The sequence below is a fragment of the Pseudomonas sp. W5-36 genome (assembly GCF_046540455.1).
In the GTDB taxonomy this organism is placed as follows: domain Bacteria; phylum Pseudomonadota; class Gammaproteobacteria; order Pseudomonadales; family Pseudomonadaceae; genus Aquipseudomonas; species Aquipseudomonas graminis_B.
The window spans coordinates 246,457-264,903 of record NZ_JAXCIQ010000001.1; the positions used below are offsets into that span (position 1 = coordinate 246,457).

19 protein-coding genes are annotated in these 18,447 nt (G+C 61.7%); 8 read left to right on the forward strand and 11 right to left on the reverse strand.

Annotated features, from left to right (window positions below; translation table 11 throughout):
* Positions 1-75: 75 nt before the first annotated feature.
* From SLW74_RS01070 to SLW74_RS01080, 3 genes are all read right to left on the reverse strand, one after another.
* The gene (locus SLW74_RS01070) at positions 76-858 is read right to left on the reverse strand and encodes an OmpA family protein (protein ID WP_192132222.1); all 783 of its coding nucleotides are present in this window, start codon (positions 856-858) and stop codon (positions 76-78) included.
* A 48-nt stretch (positions 859-906) separates the two neighbouring features.
* A complete protein-coding gene (locus SLW74_RS01075) occupies positions 907-1,332 on the reverse strand; it encodes a DUF4398 domain-containing protein (RefSeq protein ID WP_192132220.1) in 426 nt (141 codons plus the stop codon).
* Positions 1,333-1,619: 287 nt separating this feature from the next.
* Positions 1,620-1,955 (reverse strand): pilin assembly protein, encoded by a 336-nt coding sequence (locus SLW74_RS01080; protein ID WP_065989900.1) that lies wholly within the window; start codon positions 1,953-1,955, stop codon positions 1,620-1,622.
* Positions 1,956-2,195: 240 nt separating this feature from the next.
* Here SLW74_RS01080 and ppc point away from each other — a divergent pair, with 240 nt between their 5' ends.
* The 6 genes from ppc to SLW74_RS01110 all read left to right on the forward strand — a co-directional run bounded on the left by ppc (position 2,196) and on the right by SLW74_RS01110 (position 8,653).
* Positions 2,196-4,832 (forward strand): phosphoenolpyruvate carboxylase, encoded by a 2,637-nt coding sequence (ppc, locus tag SLW74_RS01085; protein WP_410927877.1) that lies wholly within the window; start codon positions 2,196-2,198, stop codon positions 4,830-4,832.
* Between the two features lie 283 nt (positions 4,833-5,115).
* Entirely contained in the window at positions 5,116-5,763 is a 648-nt protein-coding gene (gene adk, locus SLW74_RS01090) for an adenylate kinase (RefSeq protein WP_410927878.1), read from the forward strand.
* Between the two features lie 89 nt (positions 5,764-5,852).
* The gene (gene tsaB / locus SLW74_RS01095) at positions 5,853-6,527 is read left to right on the forward strand and encodes a tRNA (adenosine(37)-N6)-threonylcarbamoyltransferase complex dimerization subunit type 1 TsaB (RefSeq protein ID WP_065989891.1); all 675 of its coding nucleotides are present in this window, start codon (positions 5,853-5,855) and stop codon (positions 6,525-6,527) included.
* Positions 6,528-6,745: 218 nt separating this feature from the next.
* Positions 6,746-7,036, forward strand: a complete 291-nt coding sequence (locus SLW74_RS01100) for a hypothetical protein (protein ID WP_296309788.1) — start codon at positions 6,746-6,748, stop codon at positions 7,034-7,036.
* Positions 7,033-7,905, forward strand: coding sequence for a DUF72 domain-containing protein (locus SLW74_RS01105; RefSeq protein WP_296309779.1), 873 nt, complete (start codon positions 7,033-7,035; stop codon positions 7,903-7,905). The genes SLW74_RS01100 and SLW74_RS01105 overlap by 4 nt, the downstream gene beginning before the upstream one ends.
* A 49-nt stretch (positions 7,906-7,954) precedes the next feature.
* The gene (locus tag SLW74_RS01110) at positions 7,955-8,653 is read left to right on the forward strand and encodes an extensin family protein (protein WP_410927879.1); all 699 of its coding nucleotides are present in this window, start codon (positions 7,955-7,957) and stop codon (positions 8,651-8,653) included.
* A 45-nt stretch (positions 8,654-8,698) separates the two neighbouring features.
* Here SLW74_RS01110 and SLW74_RS01115 read toward each other — a convergent pair whose 3' ends face one another.
* Positions 8,699-9,328, reverse strand: coding sequence for an energy transducer TonB (locus SLW74_RS01115; RefSeq protein ID WP_192132208.1), 630 nt, complete (start codon positions 9,326-9,328; stop codon positions 8,699-8,701).
* A gap of 98 nt (positions 9,329-9,426) precedes the next feature.
* Here SLW74_RS01115 and SLW74_RS01120 point away from each other — a divergent pair, with 98 nt between their 5' ends.
* Complete coding sequence (locus tag SLW74_RS01120) at positions 9,427-10,218, forward strand: class I SAM-dependent methyltransferase (RefSeq protein ID WP_410927880.1); 792 nt, start codon at positions 9,427-9,429, stop codon at positions 10,216-10,218.
* 130 nt (positions 10,219-10,348) lie between these two features.
* The gene (locus SLW74_RS01125; protein WP_065989880.1) at positions 10,349-11,437 is read left to right on the forward strand and encodes a catalase family protein; all 1,089 of its coding nucleotides are present in this window, start codon (positions 10,349-10,351) and stop codon (positions 11,435-11,437) included.
* Positions 11,438-11,572: 135 nt separating this feature from the next.
* Here the strand turns inward: SLW74_RS01125 and SLW74_RS01130 are convergent, their stop codons facing one another.
* The 7 genes from SLW74_RS01130 to dapE form a co-directional block, all read right to left on the reverse strand.
* Positions 11,573-12,202: a TetR/AcrR family transcriptional regulator gene (locus SLW74_RS01130; protein ID WP_065989879.1), complete on the reverse strand. Its 630-nt coding sequence runs from the start codon at positions 12,200-12,202 to the stop codon at positions 11,573-11,575.
* A complete protein-coding gene (locus SLW74_RS01135) occupies positions 12,199-12,888 on the reverse strand; it encodes a DUF4197 domain-containing protein (protein WP_410927881.1) in 690 nt (229 codons plus the stop codon). Before SLW74_RS01135 ends, SLW74_RS01130 begins: the two co-directional genes overlap by 4 nt.
* Positions 12,889-12,927: 39 nt before the next feature.
* Positions 12,928-13,326, reverse strand: coding sequence for a YbaY family lipoprotein (locus SLW74_RS01140; RefSeq protein WP_192132199.1), 399 nt, complete (start codon positions 13,324-13,326; stop codon positions 12,928-12,930).
* A 48-nt stretch (positions 13,327-13,374) separates the two neighbouring features.
* The gene (gene plsB, locus SLW74_RS01145) at positions 13,375-15,867 is read right to left on the reverse strand and encodes a glycerol-3-phosphate 1-O-acyltransferase PlsB (protein WP_192132197.1); all 2,493 of its coding nucleotides are present in this window, start codon (positions 15,865-15,867) and stop codon (positions 13,375-13,377) included.
* A gap of 97 nt (positions 15,868-15,964) precedes the next feature.
* A complete protein-coding gene (locus SLW74_RS01150; RefSeq protein WP_065989871.1) occupies positions 15,965-16,342 on the reverse strand; it encodes a hypothetical protein in 378 nt (125 codons plus the stop codon).
* A 65-nt stretch (positions 16,343-16,407) separates the two neighbouring features.
* Entirely contained in the window at positions 16,408-17,217 is an 810-nt protein-coding gene (locus SLW74_RS01155) for a putative RNA methyltransferase (RefSeq protein ID WP_065989870.1), read from the reverse strand.
* Positions 17,217-18,368 (reverse strand): succinyl-diaminopimelate desuccinylase, encoded by a 1,152-nt coding sequence (dapE, locus tag SLW74_RS01160; RefSeq protein WP_410927882.1) that lies wholly within the window; start codon positions 18,366-18,368, stop codon positions 17,217-17,219. Before dapE ends, SLW74_RS01155 begins: the two co-directional genes overlap by 1 nt.
* Positions 18,369-18,447: the final 79 nt, after the last annotated feature.

Consider the following 18,447-nt stretch of genomic DNA (forward strand, 5'->3'; position numbering starts at 1 on the left):
TGCCTTCAACTCGCCACAAAAAAGCCCCGCCTGTCTCGCAACAGGCGGGGCTCTTCATGTACCGCTACAACCGCATCACTTCATCGAAGAGCGCGGTGCAACTGGCTGGTTGTCGTTGGAGATGGTGACTTCCACGCGACGGTTCATGGCACGGCCCGAGGCGCTGGCGTTGTCAGCCACCGGGTATTCCTTGCCGTAGCCCTGAGCCACGATACGCTCCGGACCTACACCCATTTTGACCAGGGCCATGCGCACGGAGTTGGCGCGACGCTCGGACAGTGAGTCGTTGTAGGCAGCGGAACCGGTGCTGTCGGTGTAGCCCTCAACGATGACCTTGCGATCAGGGTTTTCGGACAGGAACTGGGCCAGCTTGTTGACGTTGACGAGACCGGACGACTTCAGCTCAGCCTTGTTCAGGTCAAACAGCACGTCGCCGAACGTAACCAGCGTACCGCGCTCGGTCTGCTTGGCGTTCAGGCTGTTCTGCAAGGCCTTGATCTGAGCATCACGAGCATCCAGACGCGCTTGTGCACGTTGGGCTGCAGCGCCTTTCAGATCGTTTTCAGCGGTCTTCAGGTTGATGGTCTGCTTGGCCAGCTCGACGCGCTGGTTGGTCAGATAGGCGAGCTGATCGACCTTCTTCTGGTCATCGTTGTTGCGGTACGCGGCGTCTGCCTTGTCCAGCCACTCGCTGGCGTCTTTGGTTTCCAGCGCAGCCAGTTCAGTGGCTTTAGGGTTGCTTTGCAGCGCGGAGTAGTTGGTGCGGGCTTGTTCGAGATTCACGTTCGGCTGCGACGAGCACGCCGCCAGACCAACGCTCAGAGCCAGCAGGGCAGGAATAAGTACTTGTTTACGCATAATATTTTCGTCCTTTAACTCAATGGCCAATGCTTGAACTGCGAAGCGTTACTGTGTGACAGGCTGAACCTGACGCATGCCTTCTTCACGCAGCTCATTGACGCCCTGACGAGCATCCTGCACCGCTTTCTGTGCCTTCGCGGCCTGAGCCTTACGCTCGGCTACACGGGCATCCCACTCGGCCTGCTCGGCGTATTTACGAGCTTCGTCGTATTTCTTGTCCTGCATGGCCAGTTCGGCTTGCTTGAACTTGTCCTGAGCGGACTTCATTTCAACGGCAGCATACTCGGTAGCGCCAGCGGTGACGGCGGCGTTGACGGCCGACTGGGTCACGGCGTACTGCTCGCTTGGAGGATTGCCCGCGCAACCAGCCAGAAGAACGCTGGTGCCCAGCGCCAGTGCAGCCATCTTCAGCCCGCGCAGGCGATTGAACGTTGGTTTGGCAGTGCTGGTGTTCATGGTGGTCAACTCCATTTCTTAACTCCTGAAAACTGGTTGTTCCATTTCAGCAGCAGCCCACGCGGATGGATGGTGTTACGTCGCTTCCGCTGTCATCTGACGGCTTTACTGGAATGGCTAACTGCTCCGACCGCTGCGTTTTTTGAATAGTTCAGACATTTTTTTAAACTTGCGGTCAGCTTTTGTTACGTGTTGTAAAATTGACGCTCGAAAAATGGCGGGGTTTTGCCCGCCAGATTACTGGCCCGATTCGGCCTGTGGAGCATTTTGCCGGGCCAAAAACGTCGTCGTAGTTGCCACCGTCACAGGTCTTCACGATCGGAGATTTCCTGGAGATGGTGTCGAGAAAGCTCGAGAAACCTGGGCGTCGGGCCAACGTCTTCGTAAAGCGGATTGCCTTCCTCGTCGGTGGCGACGACCTGCTGACCGCGCACGTACGGAAAACTCGCCTCCAGTTCTTCCAGCGCGGCGCCGATCAGCTCGCCCAGCAACTCCTCAGGCGTGCGCTTGGGGTACATCTCGGCGATCGCCGCAAGCCGCGCGGCAGCCTCCACGTCCAAATGAATGGCGTAGGCGGTCTCGGTCAGACGGCCTTTGGCGTTCTGTTCCCACTGTTCGGCGAGTTCTCGGATTTTCATACATACCTCATCGGTTCCCGCGCGAGGGCGGGCATTGGACATGGAGAGCCACGGTGAAGCGTGACTGAGACGGGCTTCCCCGGCGGTGAAAGTGCGTCGAGGGTTGCGTAGGGACATCAATTTGTCGCTCTATACACACCAATAGAAACGAAACCCCGCAGGGCGTTCCGTTCGGCAGCAGCGAATGGACCCCCGCAAGGACTCGCCGGTAAAAACAACAAGGCTTAAGGAGAGGGCTGGATGGCTGATATCGATGCACGATTGCGCGAGAATGTTCACCTGCTGGGTGAGCTGTTGGGCAACACCATTCGTGATCAGCACGGCGGTGATTTTCTCGAGAAGATCGAGCGCATCCGCAAAAGCGCAAAGGCTGATCGCCATGCGTCGACACAAGGCACCGAGCAGCTTAGCTCCAGTCTTGAAGGCCTGGGTGAGGATGAATTGCTGCCGGTGGCACGTGCGTTCAACCAGTTTCTCAACCTGGCGAACATCGCCGAGCAATATCAGCTGATCCATCGTCGCGATGACGGCAAGCCGCAGCCGTTTGAGTCCCGCGTGTTGCCCGAGCTGCTGGAACGCCTGAAGCAGGCCGGGCAGACACCCGAAGCGCTGGCGCAGCAATTGACCACGCTGGAAATCGAACTGGTGCTGACCGCCCACCCGACCGAAGTCGCGCGGCGCACGCTGATCCAGAAGTACGACGCTATCGCTGCGCAACTGGCCGCGCTCGATCATCGCGACTTGAATCGCCACGAGCGGGAGCAGATCACCGAGCGTCTGCAGCGACTGATTGCCGAAGCGTGGCACACCGAAGAAATCCGCCGCGTCCGTCCCACGCCTGTCGACGAGGCGAAGTGGGGGTTTGCGGTCATCGAAAATTCCCTGTGGCAAGCAATCCCCAACTACCTGCGCAAGGCCGATCAGGCGCTGCACGCCGCGACCGGTCTGCACCTGCCGCTGGAGTCGGCGCCGATTCGCTTCGCTTCCTGGATGGGCGGTGACCGCGACGGCAACCCCAACGTGACAGCTGCCGTCACCCGCGAGGTGCTGTTGCTGGCGCGCTGGATGGCCGCTGATTTGTACCTGCGCGACGTCGATCAACTGGCCGCCGAACTGTCGATGCAGCAGGCCAGCCCGGCGCTGATGGAAGCAGCGGGTGACAGCGCCGAGCCTTACCGCAGTGTGCTCAAGCAAATGCGTGAGCGGCTTCGGGCCACGCGCAATTGGGCTCACGCCTCACTGAGTGTCACCCAGGTCGCACCGGTAGACGTGCTGCACGAAAACCGCGAGCTCGTTGAGCCGCTGAAGCTGTGTTTCGACTCGCTGCACCAATGCGGCATGGGCGTCATCGCCGATGGCCCGTTGCTCGATTGTTTGCGTCGCGCGGTGACCTTCGGGCTGTTCCTGGTGAAGCTCGACGTGCGCCAGGATTCCACGCGGCACAGTTCGGCCATGAGCGAAATCACCGAATACCTCGGGCTCGGCCGCTACGACGAGTGGGACGAGCCGACGCGGGTTGAATTCCTGCTGCGAGAACTGGACAACAAACGGCCGCTGCTGCCTGCGCATTTCAGCCCTGAAGCGGACACCGCCGAAGTGCTGGCGACCTGCCGTGAGGTCGCGGCTGCGCCGGCGGCTTCGCTGGGTTCCTACGTGATCTCCATGGCCGGCGCGGCCTCCGATGTGCTCACCGTTCAACTGTTATTGAAGGAAGCCGGGCTGCAGCGCTCCATGCGCGTCGTGCCGCTGTTCGAAACCCTCGCCGACCTGGACAACGCCGGCCCGGTGATCGAGCAGCTGTTGAGCATTCCGGCCTACCGCCGAAGCCTGGAAGGTCCGCAGGAAGTCATGATCGGCTACTCGGATTCGGCCAAAGACGCCGGCACCACGGCTGCGGCCTGGGCGCAGTACCGGGCGCAGGAAAAACTGGTTGAGATCTGCCGCGCCCAAGAGGTCGAGCTGCTGCTGTTCCACGGTCGCGGCGGTACGGTTGGTCGTGGCGGCGGCCCCGCACATGCGGCGATTCTGTCGCAGCCGCCGGGCTCTGTGGCGGGGCGTTTCCGCACCACCGAGCAGGGCGAGATGATCCGCTTCAAGTTCGGGCTGCCGGACATCGCCGAGCAGAACCTCAACCTTTATCTCGCTGCAGTGCTGGAAGCCACATTGCAACCGCCGCCGATGCCGCAACCCGCCTGGCGTCAGGTGATGGACGAACTGGCGGCAGATGGCGTGAAAGCCTACCGCGCCGTGGTTCGGGAAGACCCGGAGTTCGTCGAGTACTTCCGTCAGGCCACGCCGGAACAGGAGCTGGGCCGCTTGCCATTGGGCAGCCGTCCAGCCAAGCGCCGCGAAGGCGGGGTGGAAAGCCTGCGCGCGATTCCGTGGATTTTCGCCTGGACCCAGACGCGCCTCATGCTGCCCGCCTGGCTGGGCTGGGAAAACGCGTTGAGCAAGGCGCTGGAACGCGGTCAGGGTGATCTGCTCGCCGAGATGCGTGAGCAATGGCCGTTCTTCCGCACCCGCATCGACATGCTGGAAATGGTGCTGGCCAAGGCCGACAGCGACATCGCCCAGCTCTACGACGAGCGCCTGGTTGAGCCGAAACTGCTGCATTTGGGGACGCATTTGCGCGGCCTATTGTCGCAGGCGTGTGACGTCGTGCTGGGCCTGACAGGTCAGTCCCGACTATTGGCCCACAGCCCCGAAACGCTGAAGTTCATCAGCCTGCGCAATACCTACCTCGATCCTCTTCATTTATTGCAGGCAGAGTTGCTGGCGCGTTCGCGTCAGCAGGAGGCGAGTCTGGACAGTCCGCTGGTGCAGGCGCTGCTGGTGTCTGTCGCAGGCATCGCCGCCGGGTTGCGCAACACCGGCTGACGGGCAGGCAGGCCGGTCGAATGAACACGACCCCTTTCATTCGGCCGGACCTGTGGCGTCGTGGCCGCTGCGGCGTCACCCCGTCGCACGAGGTCTCACCCTTGCGCAGATCGATGCCAAGCTACTGGTTTTTCGCGGGTTACTGCGACTTTCGGCGTCTTGTGCGCCATGAATCGGCTGTGTATCTTGATCAGCCTTTGGCCGTTGGGTCAGTAAAATTTTGCGATTGGCCCCATTTAGGCGAATCCGACGATATCTCTATAAAAATTTGAGGAGCACAACAATGCGCGTGATTCTGCTGGGAGCTCCCGGGGCCGGCAAAGGTACTCAGGCAAAGTTCATCACTGAGAAATTCAACATTCCGCAGATTTCCACCGGCGACATGCTGCGCGCTGCGGTCAAGGCCGGTACTGAACTGGGCCTGCAAGCCAAAAGCGTCATGGACAGCGGCGGCCTGGTCTCCGATGACCTGATCATCGGCCTGATCAAGGATCGCCTGTCCGAGCCTGATTGCGCTGGCGGTTGCCTGTTCGACGGCTTCCCGCGCACCATTCCTCAGGCTGAAGCCCTGAAGAAAGCCGGCCTGGCCATCGATCACGTCATCGAGATCAAGGTCGACGACGAAGAGATCGTCAAGCGCATCTCCGGTCGCCGCGTTCACGAAGGCTCCGGTCGCGTTTACCACACTTTGTACAACCCGTCTAAGGTTGAAGGCGTGGATGACGTCACTGGCGAGCCACTGGTTCAGCGCAAGGACGACGTCGAAGCCACCGTTCGCCATCGCCTGTCGGTCTACCATTCGCAGACCAAGCCGCTGGTGGAGTTCTACACCAAGCTGCAGGCTCAGGACGGGACGCCGAAGTGCAGTCACATCGAAGGCGTGGGCTCGGTCGAACAGATCACCGCCAAGGTGCTTGAAGCCCTGAGCTGATTCGAACTCAAGGCATTGAACAACGGCCCGCTTGCGGGCCGTTGTTGTTTATAATGCGGCACTTTTTTCGCACAACGATGGAAACCCCGATGACCACCTTGCTGGCCCTGGACACCGCCACTGAAGCCTGCTCAGTCGCTTTGCTGCATGACGGCAAAGTGCTGACTCACTACGAGGTGATCCCGCGCCTGCACGCGCAAAAGCTCCTGCCGATGATCAAGGACCTGCTGGCCGAGGCGGGCATCGGCTTGTCGGCGCTGGACGCCATCGCTTTTGGGCGTGGGCCGGGTGCGTTCACCGGCGTGCGCATTGCCATCGGTGTGGTTCAGGGGCTGGCCTTTGGTCTGGATCGTCCAGTGCTGCCGGTCTCCAACCTCGCGGCGTTAGCCCAGCGGGCCTTTCGCGAGCGGGGCGCCACTCAGGTCGCGGCCGCCATCGACGCGCGGATGGACGAAGTCTATTGGGGCTGCTACCGCGAAGTGGCAGGGGAGATGAGGCTGACCGGTGAAGAGGCCGTCATGCCACCCGAAATGGCCACTTTGCCGAGCGGTGCGACGGGCGACTGGTTCGGGGCGGGCACCGGCTGGGGTTATGCCGAGCGCATTGCCGCCGGTGTCAGTGCCCATGACGCCACGCTGTTGCCCCACGCGCAGGACCTGCTCACCCTCGGCACCTTCGCCTGGCACCGGGGCGAAGCCATTGTTGCCGACGACGCCCAGCCGGTTTACCTTCGGGATAAAGTCGCCACACCCAAGGCGCGGTGAGGGGCGATAACGTGTCCCCCAGGCAGTCGTGAATAATTCGCACCACGCCCGATCTGCGACGCAGGTCACACTGTTCATGACCGTTCAGCGATAAAACCGCATAAAATTCAGGCTGCTTTAAACAATTCGCAATAAGTGTGGTCTAGTTATCGTTCGCATGTTTGCTTAATAGCCAGCTGCGAGATTAAATTGCCACTATCAAACGCCGAGTAAGCATGATGCGAATCACCGGTCCTTCACCACGTACCTACCCGATCAAGCGCAAGCTTCGCAAGGATTCTGCGGCGCTGGAAGGCACGTTCGAGGAAGTGAACGATGAGATCGAGGTGAACCCGCAAGTGGCCCGTCGCCAGACCGGGACCACAGCCAACGTGCCCGCGCGTCAGCAAGACATTATCTTCCCCCGTGCCATGAGCACCCGCGTCGCCCACGCGCTGAGCAGCTATCTGATGACCTCGACCTTCGTCGACTGGGACCTCGAAGTTGCCGGGCTCGATCTTCACGTTTGAACCTCGCTCATCCGCCTTACTACATTGGTTGTCCGTCCTGGAGCGAAAAAGCCTGGCGTGAATCGCTGTATCCGCCGGATGCCCCTGACCTGGAATTACTCGGGTTGTATGCGCAGGTCTTCAATGCCGTCGAGGGCAACACCACGTTCTACGCACGCCCCAAGCCTGAAATCGTTCAGCGCTGGGCGGACGCTTTGCCTGAGCATTTCCGCTTCTCTGCAAAAATCCCCCGCGACATCAGCCATGCTGGCGACCTGCGTGAGCACCTGGTCGCGGTAGAGGATTTCCTGCAACTGCTTGCGCCGCTGGGGTCGAGGCTTGAACCGCTGTGGCTGCAGCTGTCGGCCAGTTTCGGCCCCCATCGGCTGAATGAGCTGGGCGCCTTCATTGATGCACTGGAAGGCCGGCCATTGGCGGTGGAAGTGCGCAACATGGCGTTTTTCACCAAAGGCGAGGACGAACGTCAGCTCAACCGCCTGTTGCTCGACCGCGGCGTCGAGCGTATCTGCCTGGATTCCCGGCCGCTGTTCAGCTGCGTTTCCAGTGAGCCTGCCGTTCTTCATGCACAGTCGAAAAAGCCCAAGGTGCCACCGCGTCCGGCGGCGCTGACGTCCTTCCCCCAGGTGCGCTTCATTGGCGGGCCGGATGAGGCGATCAACGAAGGCTTCATTGTGCAGTGGGCGGAAAAGGTGGCCGGCTGGATCGAGGAGGGGCGCACGCCTTCGGTGTTCCTGCACACGCCTGACAACATCGCCTCGCCCCAACTGGCCCGTCGTTTTCACCATCAGCTCATGACCCTGCTGCCGGGGCTGCCCGACCTGCCGGAGCTGGATCGCGGTCGACAAGTGGAGCAACTCGGGCTGCTCTGAGGTCGAGATAGGGTGGACTCATCCCTCCGTCAGACGAGAACCTTCCGGCATGCGCGGCTCGACCCTCTTTCTCCTACTGATTTTGATGAGCGCAGCGGTTGCGGTGTCGATCTGGCGTGGCTGGTTGCCTGTCGCCGACCGCTGGAACCCGTGGGCCCCGCTGAATGTGCGGGACGAGCCCAACCTCCTTACACCTTTCAAACTCTGGCGATTGCAGGAGGATCCGGCGTTGTGCGACGCCGCGCTGCAAACGTCGACCCTGCGCTACACGCACCAGGCCGACAGCGCCGCCGACGCCAAATGCCCGCTCACCAACACCCTGCGTATCCAGGGCGGCGACATCGCGCTGAGCAGCAGCTTTCTGTCCAGTTGTCGTCTGGCAGTGGCGTATGCGCTGTTCGATATTCATCAATTGCAGCCAGCGGCCCAGGCGGTATTCGGGCAAAAGGTCGCCCGGATCGATCACCTTGGCAGCTTCGCCTGCCGCAACATCTACAACCGCAGTGAAGGCCGACTGAGCCAGCACGCTACCGCCAACGCGCTGGACATCGCCGGGTTTCGACTGGCAGACGGGCGCAGGATTTCGGTGCTCAAGGACTGGAAAGACGAGGGCGAGGAGGGGCGTTTTCTGCGATTTGTGAGGGATGGCGCCTGCCAGCAGTTCAATACGGTGCTGAGCCCGGAGTACAACGCTGCGCACCGAAACCACTTTCACCTGGACATGGGACGCTGGCGGGTGTGTCGCTAGGGGAGGCGAGCGAGGTTGTGTGCTGCGCTGGGTTGCGGCCTGGCGTCAGGCAGCGATACGAAGGTTTTGAAGCACAATCGGCCGCGCCCAGCCGTTATCGAAGGCCAGATGACGCTGCTGCTCGGTCATCTCTTCAGCGCTGAAGGGTGTGGCGGGCTTGTCGGCCAAGTCCCATTCAAACTCGGCAATCGGCAGGAACAGTGGGCGAGGCTGAGGGCCCGGGCCGGGTTCAACGCTGTCATCGTAGGGGTTGAGCACGGTTGGGCGGACCCAGGTGTCATCGAATTCGAGGTTGCGCTGCTGCTCGATCATTTCCATCGCGGTGAACGGCTTGGCCGGCTTGTCGGCAAGATCCCATTCGAACTCGGCGATCGGCAGGAACAAAGGCTCCGGCGGCGCGATTTCCTTGTCCTGAACCGGGCATTCACGCTGCTCGACGATCTTGTCCAGTGCGGTGGCGCCGGCCACCGGCTCGCCGGTCAGACTGTCATTCGTGGCAACGGCGCTGTATTCGGGCGCTGTGCCGGCGTTGTCATCGACCTGTTGAGCCATCGCACGGGCAAACGCATCCTGCCAGAGCTGCGTAACGCCGCTCAGGGTTTGGGTATTGCGTACGCTGTAGTCGCCTGCGTACGTCAAATAGCCTATCGAGGAGGTTTGCTGAATGTCTGACATAAGCGCTCAGTACAGCCCGTGGGTCTGGCAAAATGCCGGATACTTTTGTTATCGGCAGATGTTGCCAATCATTAAGAATATTTGAGCGCGTAGAGACAATGACTGAGCAGCACGCGGGCAGCCGCATTCGGGTCGACAGCCTGACCCCCGACGGGCAGGACACCGCAGCGCAGTGGGCGCAGCGACTGGGTTTGCCGCTGGACGACGCCAACGCGGATTTCGCCCTGCAAGTGGCCGAAGATGGCCTGCAATTGCAGCAACTGGGTGACGATGCACCGGGCCCGGTCCGAGTGGATTTCATCGAAGGCAAGGCGGCCCATCGGCGTCTGTTTGGCGGCGGCAGCGGGCAGATGATCGCCAAGGCCGTGGGTATTCAGCCGGGCGTACGGCCTCGGGTGCTGGATGCCACGGCAGGGCTGGGCAAGGATGCGTTCGTGCTGGCGAGTCTGGGTTGTGAAGTGAGCCTGATCGAGCGGCAGCCCATTATCGCCGCGCTGCTCGAAGACGGCCTGGCGCGCGGTGCGAGGGATCTGGACGTGGGCGGGATCATCGCGCAGATGCGCCTGTTGACCGGCAACTCGATCGACCTGATTCGGCAATGGGAAGGCGAGCCGCCCCAAGTCATCTACCTTGATCCGATGTTTCCCCACCGGGAAAAGACCGCATTGGTGAAGAAGGAAATGCGCCTGTTCCGGCCTTTGGTGGGCGACGACATGGACGCCCCGGCACTGTTGGCTGCGGCGCTGGCGCTGGCCAGCCATCGCGTTGTCGTCAAACGCCCGCGCAAGGCGCCGTGCATCGAAGGGACCAAGCCGTCTTACGCGCTGGACGGCAAATCCAGCCGCTACGACATTTACCCGATAAAGGCGCTGAAGAACGCGCGGCCGTGAAATTCATGCGATTCGATGAACCCGGCAATCATCGGCGCAGTCATCTGCTGTGCCGATGCGAGAAAAGCCACCCTATGAGTGTGCGCTCATCGGAGCCAAACCTGACCTGATCCGTAGCCGGAGATAACCGATGAGCGCTTCCACGTTGTCCGTGACCCCCTTGCCGTTCGAGCCGCAGTTCGAGCAGATACCCGATGACGAGGCTCAGACGAGCAAAGAGCTGGCTGAGGCCATGCACAGTATTCTGGAAACCACCTACGAAGATGGCGGCCATGCCATACGCAGCGTGCATGCCAAAGCCCACGGCTTGCTGCATGGGCAAATCCGCATTCTGGATAATCTGCCGCCCGAGCTGGCCCAGGGTGTCTTTGCGCATCCCGGCACGCTGGACGTGAAGATGCGCTTTTCCACCAATCCAGGTGATCTGCTCGACGACAAGGTGTCGACGCCACGCGGTCTGGCCATCAAGCTGGTCGGTGTGCAGGGCGCACGCTTGCCGGGCAGTGAAGGCCAGGTCACCCAGGACTTCGTGATGCAGAACGCCAAGGCGTTCACGGCCGCCACGCCCAAGGATTTTCTCAAGACGCTGAAGCTGTTGGCCAAGACCACCGACAAAGTGCCCAACATGAAGAAAGCGCTGTCGGCCTTCTTCCGCGGTCTGGAGTCGGTGGTTGAAGCTGTGGGCGGGGAGAGTGGAACGCTCAGGTCACTGGGCGGGCACCCGATGACCCACCTGCTCGGGGAGACCTATAACAGCATCGTGCCGTTTCTCTATGGCCGCTACTACGCCAAGCTGAGCGTGGTGCCTGTGTCCCCTGAACTCACCGCGTTGACCGACCAGAAGGTGGACCTGAATGGCCATCCGGACGGCTTGCGGGAAGCGGTGCGCAGTCACTTTGCGAGCAAGGGAGGGGTCTGGGACGTGCGTATCCAACTCGCCACCGACCTTGAAAAAATGCCGATTGAAGATGCTTCGGTGGAATGGTCCGAAGAGCTGAGCCCGTTCGTGACGGTTGCCCGTATCGAGGTGCCGCTTCAGGACAGCTGGTCAGACGAACGCCAGCAGGAAATCGACGAGGGTATGGCCTTCAGCCCTTGGCACGGCGTGGTTGAACACCGTCCACTGGGCGGCGTCATGCGGGTGCGCAAGCCGTCCTACGAGCTGTCCTCAGGCTTCCGCGCCAGCCACAACGGCTGCCCGATGCACGAGCCTCGTTGACAGAACCCAAACCGGTCCCACAGGCGCGCGCGGCCTGTAGGACCGACGCCAGTATCCGCGGATGCACGCTCTGCGTTCAGTGGGACCGGCTTCAGCCGGGAAGAGGCCGGTGCGCGCGCCATCGAATCTACAGCCTTAAACCCGATACGCCTTCAAGAACAGCGCCACCACGTCCCTGGCGTGGTGGTCGGCAGCTCGCTCGTCCGGTATTTCCCCGGTGCCGATGAGAAGCCTGAAATGATGCACGCCTTTGATCAAACTCAAAAAATGCCCCGCCGCATCAAGCGGCGATTCGAAATGCAGGCCGTTTTTACCGCTCAGCTTGCGAAGGAACCGCTCCAGCTCGCGCAGGACTCGCTGCGGTCCTGCTTCGAAGAACACCTGTGTCAGCGATGATGCCTGAGGCCCCAACGCGATGATCAAACGGTTCAGGTCGATGGACTCCGGGCTGTTGATCAGCGTTTGAAACCCTCTGGCAATACCCAGCAATACTGTTTCAACGGGCTCATCAACCGGCACATCCACGAACAACCCCGGCACCTGTTCCTCGCAGCGAGCAACCACTGCGCAGGAGAACAAAGTCTCCTTGTCGGTGAAGTGGCTGTAGACCGTGAGCTTGGAGACCCCGGCCTCAGCGGCGACGGCGTCCATGCTGGTGTTGGCGTAACCGTTGCGGATGAACAGGTTTTTGGCGGCTTCGAGAATGGCCTGGCGCTTGGCCAGATCCTTGGGGCGGCCGGGTCCGGCGGGGGCGCTTGCCTTCACAGCGCGCCGAACACTTTCTTCGCCAGACCGGTCGCCGCCGCTGCCGGGTTGGCGCGGATGCTTTCTTCCTGTTTGGCGATCATTTCGAACAGGCCGTTCAACGCCTTCTCGGTGACGTAGCCTTCGATGTTCGAGCTCTTCGCGTCCAGCACGCCCAGCGTCGCGGCCTGACCGGCGAAGGCGTTGTATTTCTGCGCCAGCCCGACTTTGTCAGTGGCCTGCTTGACGATGGGCAGAAATTTGGCGCGGATCTGTTCGCGGCTGGAAGTGCTCAGGTACTGGGTGGCCGAGTCCTTGCCGCCGCTGAGGATGGCTTTGGCGTCGGACACACTCATCTTCTTCACGGCATCGACCAGCAACGTCTGCGCCTGGGGCATCGCCGCTTCCGCCGCCCGGTTCATGCTGGTTTCCAGCTGGTCGACCTGTGCACCCATGCCGAACTGTTTCATCTTCTTGGCGACCTTGCCCAGGCTGCCCGGCAGCTCGATGCGCACATCCTTGTTATTGGAAAATCCGCCGGGCACGCCCAGTTGCTTGACGGCGACCTGGGCGCTCTGAGTGAGGGCATCCTTCAACCCGCCGGTGGCGTCCGATTGCGACAGATCATTGAGCGACAGCGCGAAGGCACTGGCCGACAACAGCAGACCGGCGCACACGCCAGTGAACGAGAGAGAGCGACGCAACATGGGTAATGTCCTTTTCAACGGTCTGTGATCCACGCCCGATTAACGGGCCGGGCTCAAACGAATTTTGACGGGCGGTTTTTCGTCCAGCGTCAGGTCCACCGTGTAGCGCTCGGTGCTGATCATCAGCAGCTTGCCGTCCACCTCGATGCGCGCGCTGACCGAATAGGTGTGCCCCGGCTGGACCTGCTTCTGATCGTAGGTCAGCTGAAACGGCAGCGGCACCTGGCCTTTGATCGGGCCATTCTGGCTGGCGAGGATCTGCGCGGGCGCGTCTGCCAGCGTCACGTCCTGCAGCGAGACCTTCAGCGTAGCGGTTGGCGGAAGCGCCATGCGCTGCAGGTAAAACACTTCGCCGTCCACCGAGCCCGGCAGGTTGTCCGGCGTATGGGCGCAAGCGGCCAGCACGGTGGTCATGAGGGTGAGCAGGATATGTTTCATGTGATGCTCCTTGTCAGGTCAAACAGGTGAGAGGGCGTGCGTCGTCGCTCAGGCGATCGGCGCGTCCCCAATGACTTCATCACTGCGATGCAACGCCACCTGGCGGATAGACAGCCTGATTTCCGCTGGCAATACGCGCTTGGCGGCGCCTTCGGCCAGATCTCCCAACATATCGTGATAGCTCAACTTGCCTGCCGCGTCGGTGCGCAGAACGCCCTGATCCAGCAGCGTCTGAATGAAATGCCGGAACAGGCTCTTGTCGAAAAACTCCGGCGCATTCAGGCCGTGCAGGATCGACAGCCGCTGGGCCATCGTCGTGCACAACTCCTCGAGCCCTTCGGCGGTCAGCGTGTGCTGACCGCTGTTAAGCAGCAGGGAAATGGCCATGTAGAAACGCTGCAAGGTCTGGGCAATCGCTCGCGACAGCACCGTCAGCATCACAAAAGCGCGCGAGCTCGGCGCCGGGCGCAGGTACACGCCGTTCTCGAATCGCAGCAGGCCCTGATCGACAAACGCCGTCAGCCACTGATCGATGACGTCATCCAGATCGTCCAGCGACCAGCGGATGAACAGCTCCGATTGCAGGTACGGGTACAGCGCCCGCGTATACCGCAGAATCTGTTCGCGGCTCATGCGTGACGAGCTCTGGAAGAAGCAGGCCAGCAACGAGGGCAGCGCAAAGATGTGCAGCACGTTGTTGCGGTAGTACGTCATCAGGACGGCATTCTGCTCGTCCAGATACAGAATCTTGCCCAGCGCATCGCTGAGTTCCGAGAGCAGGTTCATGCCTTTGACGTGCGCGATGAGCGCCCGTCCATCGCCGTCCGGCAGCGTGGTATGGGGCGAGTAGGGCACGGTGCGTAACAGCGTCAGGTACAGATCCAGCACCCGCGCCAGGGCTTGATCGTCCAGCGCGTGTTTGGCTGTCGACAGCAACGCCAGCGCCACCAGATTCACCGGATTGATCGCCGCCGCTTCGTTCAGATGGCGTGCCACGCGTTCGCCCAGACGGTGGGTGGTCTCGTTGAGCCAGGCCGGTTTGAACACCGGGCCCAGTTCCTGGGTGCGCCAGTCCGGCTGCTCATGGTCGAGAAACTCGGTCAGCTTGATCGGTTCACCGAAGTTGACCGAGACCTGGCCGAAGCGCTGCTTCAGCGCGCCGATGACTTTGAAGATGTCGAAGATGGACTCTTTCTTCTTCGCCGCACCGCGCAGTTCGCCCAGGTAGGTCCGGCCTTCCAGCACGCGTTCGTAACCGATGTACACCGGCACGAACACGATGGGCATGCGCGAGTTGCGCAGGAAGCTGCGCAAGGTGATGGCCAGCATTCCGGTCTTCGGCTGCAACATGCGCCCGGTGCGCGAACGTCCGCCTTCGACGAAGTACTCCACCGGGAAACCTTTGGTGAACAGCGTGTGCAGGTATTCGTTGAACACCGCGGTGTACAGCGGATTACCCTTGAACGTGCGGCGCATGAAAAACGCGCCGCCGCGCCGCAACAGGCCGCCGATCACCGGCATGTTGAGGTTGATCCCGGCGGCAATGTGCGGCGGGGTCAGACCATTCCGAAACAGCAGGTAGGACAGCAGCAGGTAGTCGATGTGGCTGCGGTGGCACGGCACATAAATGATCTCGTTGCCCTGGGCGACGTTCTGCACGCCCTCCAGATGACTGACCTTGATGCCGTCGTAAATCTTGTTCCAGAACCAGCTCAGCACCACTTCCAGAAAACGGATGGCGGTGTAGGTGTAGTCCGAGGCGATTTCGTTGCCGTAGTGCAGGGCTTTTTCCCGGGCCTTGGCTTCGGTGATTTTCTCCCGGGCGGCCTCGTCGAGAATGGCCTGCCTGACCAGCGGATCCGCCACCAGCCCTTTGACCAGATGGCGACGGTGCGAAAGGTCCGGTCCGATGACGGAGGTCTTCAGGTTGCGGAAATGCACACGCAGCAAACGTTGAGCCATGCGCACCGTCCGCTCGTAACCCTTGTTCTGATCGACCAGCTCACGCAGATGAACCGGCGCCGAGAACTGCACGCGGGTTTTGCGGCCCAGGATCAGAATGGTCACGAAGCGACGCAGACGCCCGGTCACCTTCCAGCTATCGGCAAACAGCAGTTTCCACGGGCTGTCTTCCTTGTCCGGGGACTGGCCCCAGAACACGCTGACCGGAATGATTTGCGCATCTTCCGTGGCATTTTGCGTGACTGCGCCGACCAGACGTTCAAGGGTCGGTGGCGCGCCGCGTTTGTCGTGGCGGCCCAGCCAGTCGGGCTCGGGCGTCAGGTAGAAAAACGCAGCCGGCTCGGTCAGATTGCCAACCGCCACGGACAGCACCGGGCGCGGCAGACCGGCCTTGCGGCATTCGGTGTCGAGGACGGCAAGGTCGCTCATCGAAGGGTTTTGCAGCGCGTAGAAAACCGGGCGGCTGCGGTCGAGGTTGAGGGTGAAAGACGACTGGTTGATCGTCTCCGAGCGCACCCAGAGGTAAAGCAGGCGGCGCACGGTGCCGAATACAAGACGGCGAAACGGGGAACGGGTCATAGAATTCTGCTGAGAGGGGCGACGCCCGCGAGGCCGCCAGTTTGCCGTATCTGGTGGGGATGGGCAAAGCGGCGCGGGTGCCCGGCGGGATGACGTATCAGGACGTATGCCAGGTGATTTCTTCTTCACCATCAACGCTGATGCGAATCCATTGATCGGCTTCGGCGTCACTCTCTTCCTCGACCCAGGTCCCCGGCGCGCAACGCACTTCGACTTTCAACGTGGCGAAGGCGGCGCGGGCGCAGGCGATATCGTCGTCCCACGGGGTTTTGTCGCTGTCCAGGCACAGGCTGTTCCACTTGCCGACGGCCTTGGGAATCCAGGTCACGGGCACGTCGCCCGCTTGGCATTTCCAGGTCTGGCCTTTCTGTGTCCAGTCGGTGCAAGGGCCGATGTCTGCGGTGAGCCAGGCGGTGATTGCCTTGTGGTCGACGTCAGCGTCTTTCAGGTAAATCTCGATATCGGGTTGGCGCATGGATGCCTCTTGGTTGTGCTGGAAAATCCACTCGCGGATTCAGTCTGTTCGGGTGCTTCAAGCCGTCAATTCAGGACGAAATAATCGTAGCGCATGGACACCGTAACCTCGAACGGCTCGGCCTGATCGACAACGTTCGCGCGGCGTTCGGCACTGGCGCGCCAGCCGTGGGGCGTCATGGCGAGCAGATTGGCGCGGGCCTGGCCGTCCACCAGTGTCAGGGTGAAGCGCAGGGTTTCGCTGTGCTGCAGGCTCATGCCTTCCGGCACCAGCGCCAGGTGCTTGTCATCGCTGTAATCGCGGACTTCGTCGTACAGGCGCTGACGCAATTCCATCAGGTGATCATTGGTCGGTCCTACACGCATCAGGCCGCCGCCCGGCGACAGCAGACGCTTGGCCTCGGCCCAGTCCAGCGGGCTGAACACGCTGGCGATGAACTGCATGCTCGCATCCGGCAGCGGCACGCGGGCCATGCTGGCAATCAACCAAGTGATGTTCGGGTCGCGTTTGCAGGCGCGCTTCACCGCTTCGCGAGAGATGTCCAGCGCATAGCCGTCAGCGTCGGGCAGGCCCTGGGCGATCTGCGCGGTGTAATAACCCTCGCCGCAACCGATGTCGAGCCAATGCGCGGGGGCGCGCTCGGCAGCCAGTTCTGCCAGCCGTTTGGCCACCGGTGCGTAATGCCCCGCGTTGAGAAAGTCGCGGCGCGCCTCGACCATCGCCTGATTGTCGCCAGGGTCGCGGCTGTTCTTGTGCTGCACGGGCAGCAGGTTCAGGTACCCCTGACGGGCGCGGTCGAAGCGGTGCCCGGCCGGGCACACGACGCCGTTATCCGCTGAATCGAGCGGGGCGGAGCAGATCGGGCAAGTCAGCATCAGGCGAGCAACTTGACCAGAGTCTGGTAGTAGATCTCGGTCAGCACGTCGAGATCGCTGGCGAGGATGCGTTCGTTGACCTGATGGATCGTCGCATTGACCGGCCCCAGTTCAACCACTTGGGTGCCGAGGGTGGCGATGAAGCGACCGTCCGACGTGCCGCCGCTGGTCGACGCACGGGTGTCGCGGCCGGTGACGTGTTTGATGCTCGCCGACACTGCGTCCAGCAGCGCGCCCGGTTCGGTGAGGAACGGCAGGCCGGACAGCGCCCATTCCACGTGCCAGTCCAGGTCATGCTTGTCGAGAATAGCGGCCACGCGCTGCTTGAGGCCTTCGACGGTGGATTCGGTGGAGAAGCGGAAATTGAACACCGCCACCAGATCCCCCGGGATCACGTTGGTCGCGCCGGTGCCGGAATTCAGGTTGGAGATCTGGAAGCTGGTGGGCGGGAAGAAATCATTGCCGTTGTCCCAGTGCTCGGCGGCCAGCTCGGCCAGCGCAGGTGCTGCCAGATGAATAGGGTTCTTCGCCAGATGCGGGTAGGCGACGTGGCCCTGAATGCCTTTGACGGTGAGGGTTGCGCCCAGTGAGCCGCGACGGCCGTTCTTGACCACATCGCCCACCAGCGTCGTGCTCGACGGTTCGCCGACGATGCACCAGTCGAGACGCTCCTTGCGCGCCGCCAGACGCTCGACCACCGCTTTGGTGCCGTGGTGGGCCGGGCCTTCTTCGTCGCTGGTGATCAGGTAGGCAATCTTGCCCTTATGGTTCGGGTGGTCGGCAACGAAACGCTCGGTGGCGACAATCATCGACGCCAGGCTGCCTTTCATGTCCGCCGCGCCACGGCCGCAGAGCATGCCGTCTTCGTCGATCAGCGCGCTGAACGGGTCATTCTGCCAGGCCTGAACCGGGCCGGTCGGCACGACGTCGGTGTGGCCGGCAAAACACAGCACCGGACCGTCCTGGCTGCCGTGGGTGGCCCAGAAGTTATCCACATCCTGAATACGCATAGGCTCCAGGGCAAAACCGGCATCGCTCAGGCGTTTCATCATCACGGCCTGGCAGTCGGCGTCCAGTGGCGTGACGGATGGGCGACGGATCAGGTCGCAGGCGAGTTGCAGCGTGGGCGAGAGGTCGGCTGGGGCTGTCATGAAAAGTCCGAGATATTGAGTGAAGGCAAGGCGATAAACCGGCGAATAGCTTAAAGCAAAACGGCGACCCGAAGGCCGC

Bases quoted from the DNA above. Each gene is read 5' to 3' on its own strand.
- SLW74_RS01070 (WP_192132222.1), bottom strand. From the start codon at position 858: ATGCGTAAACAAGTACTTATTCCTGCCCTGCTGGCTCTGAGCGTTGGT.
- SLW74_RS01075 (WP_192132220.1), bottom strand. From the start codon at position 1,332: ATGGAGTTGACCACCATGAACACCAGCACTGCCAAACCAACGTTCAAT.
- SLW74_RS01080 (WP_065989900.1), bottom strand. From the start codon at position 1,955: ATGAAAATCCGAGAACTCGCCGAACAGTGGGAACAGAACGCCAAAGGC.
- ppc (WP_410927877.1), top strand. From the start codon at position 2,196: ATGGCTGATATCGATGCACGATTGCGCGAGAATGTTCACCTGCTGGGT.
- adk (WP_410927878.1), top strand. From the start codon at position 5,116: ATGCGCGTGATTCTGCTGGGAGCTCCCGGGGCCGGCAAAGGTACTCAG.
- tsaB (WP_065989891.1), top strand. From the start codon at position 5,853: ATGACCACCTTGCTGGCCCTGGACACCGCCACTGAAGCCTGCTCAGTC.
- SLW74_RS01100 (WP_296309788.1), top strand. From the start codon at position 6,746: ATGCGAATCACCGGTCCTTCACCACGTACCTACCCGATCAAGCGCAAG.
- SLW74_RS01110 (WP_410927879.1), top strand. From the start codon at position 7,955: ATGCGCGGCTCGACCCTCTTTCTCCTACTGATTTTGATGAGCGCAGCG.
- SLW74_RS01115 (WP_192132208.1), bottom strand. From the start codon at position 9,328: ATGTCAGACATTCAGCAAACCTCCTCGATAGGCTATTTGACGTACGCA.
- SLW74_RS01120 (WP_410927880.1), top strand. From the start codon at position 9,427: ATGACTGAGCAGCACGCGGGCAGCCGCATTCGGGTCGACAGCCTGACC.
- SLW74_RS01125 (WP_065989880.1), top strand. From the start codon at position 10,349: ATGAGCGCTTCCACGTTGTCCGTGACCCCCTTGCCGTTCGAGCCGCAG.
- SLW74_RS01135 (WP_410927881.1), bottom strand. From the start codon at position 12,888: ATGTTGCGTCGCTCTCTCTCGTTCACTGGCGTGTGCGCCGGTCTGCTG.
- SLW74_RS01140 (WP_192132199.1), bottom strand. From the start codon at position 13,326: ATGAAACATATCCTGCTCACCCTCATGACCACCGTGCTGGCCGCTTGC.
- plsB (WP_192132197.1), bottom strand. From the start codon at position 15,867: ATGACCCGTTCCCCGTTTCGCCGTCTTGTATTCGGCACCGTGCGCCGC.
- SLW74_RS01150 (WP_065989871.1), bottom strand. From the start codon at position 16,342: ATGCGCCAACCCGATATCGAGATTTACCTGAAAGACGCTGACGTCGAC.
- SLW74_RS01155 (WP_065989870.1), bottom strand. From the start codon at position 17,217: ATGCTGACTTGCCCGATCTGCTCCGCCCCGCTCGATTCAGCGGATAAC.
- dapE (WP_410927882.1), bottom strand. From the start codon at position 18,368: ATGACAGCCCCAGCCGACCTCTCGCCCACGCTGCAACTCGCCTGCGAC.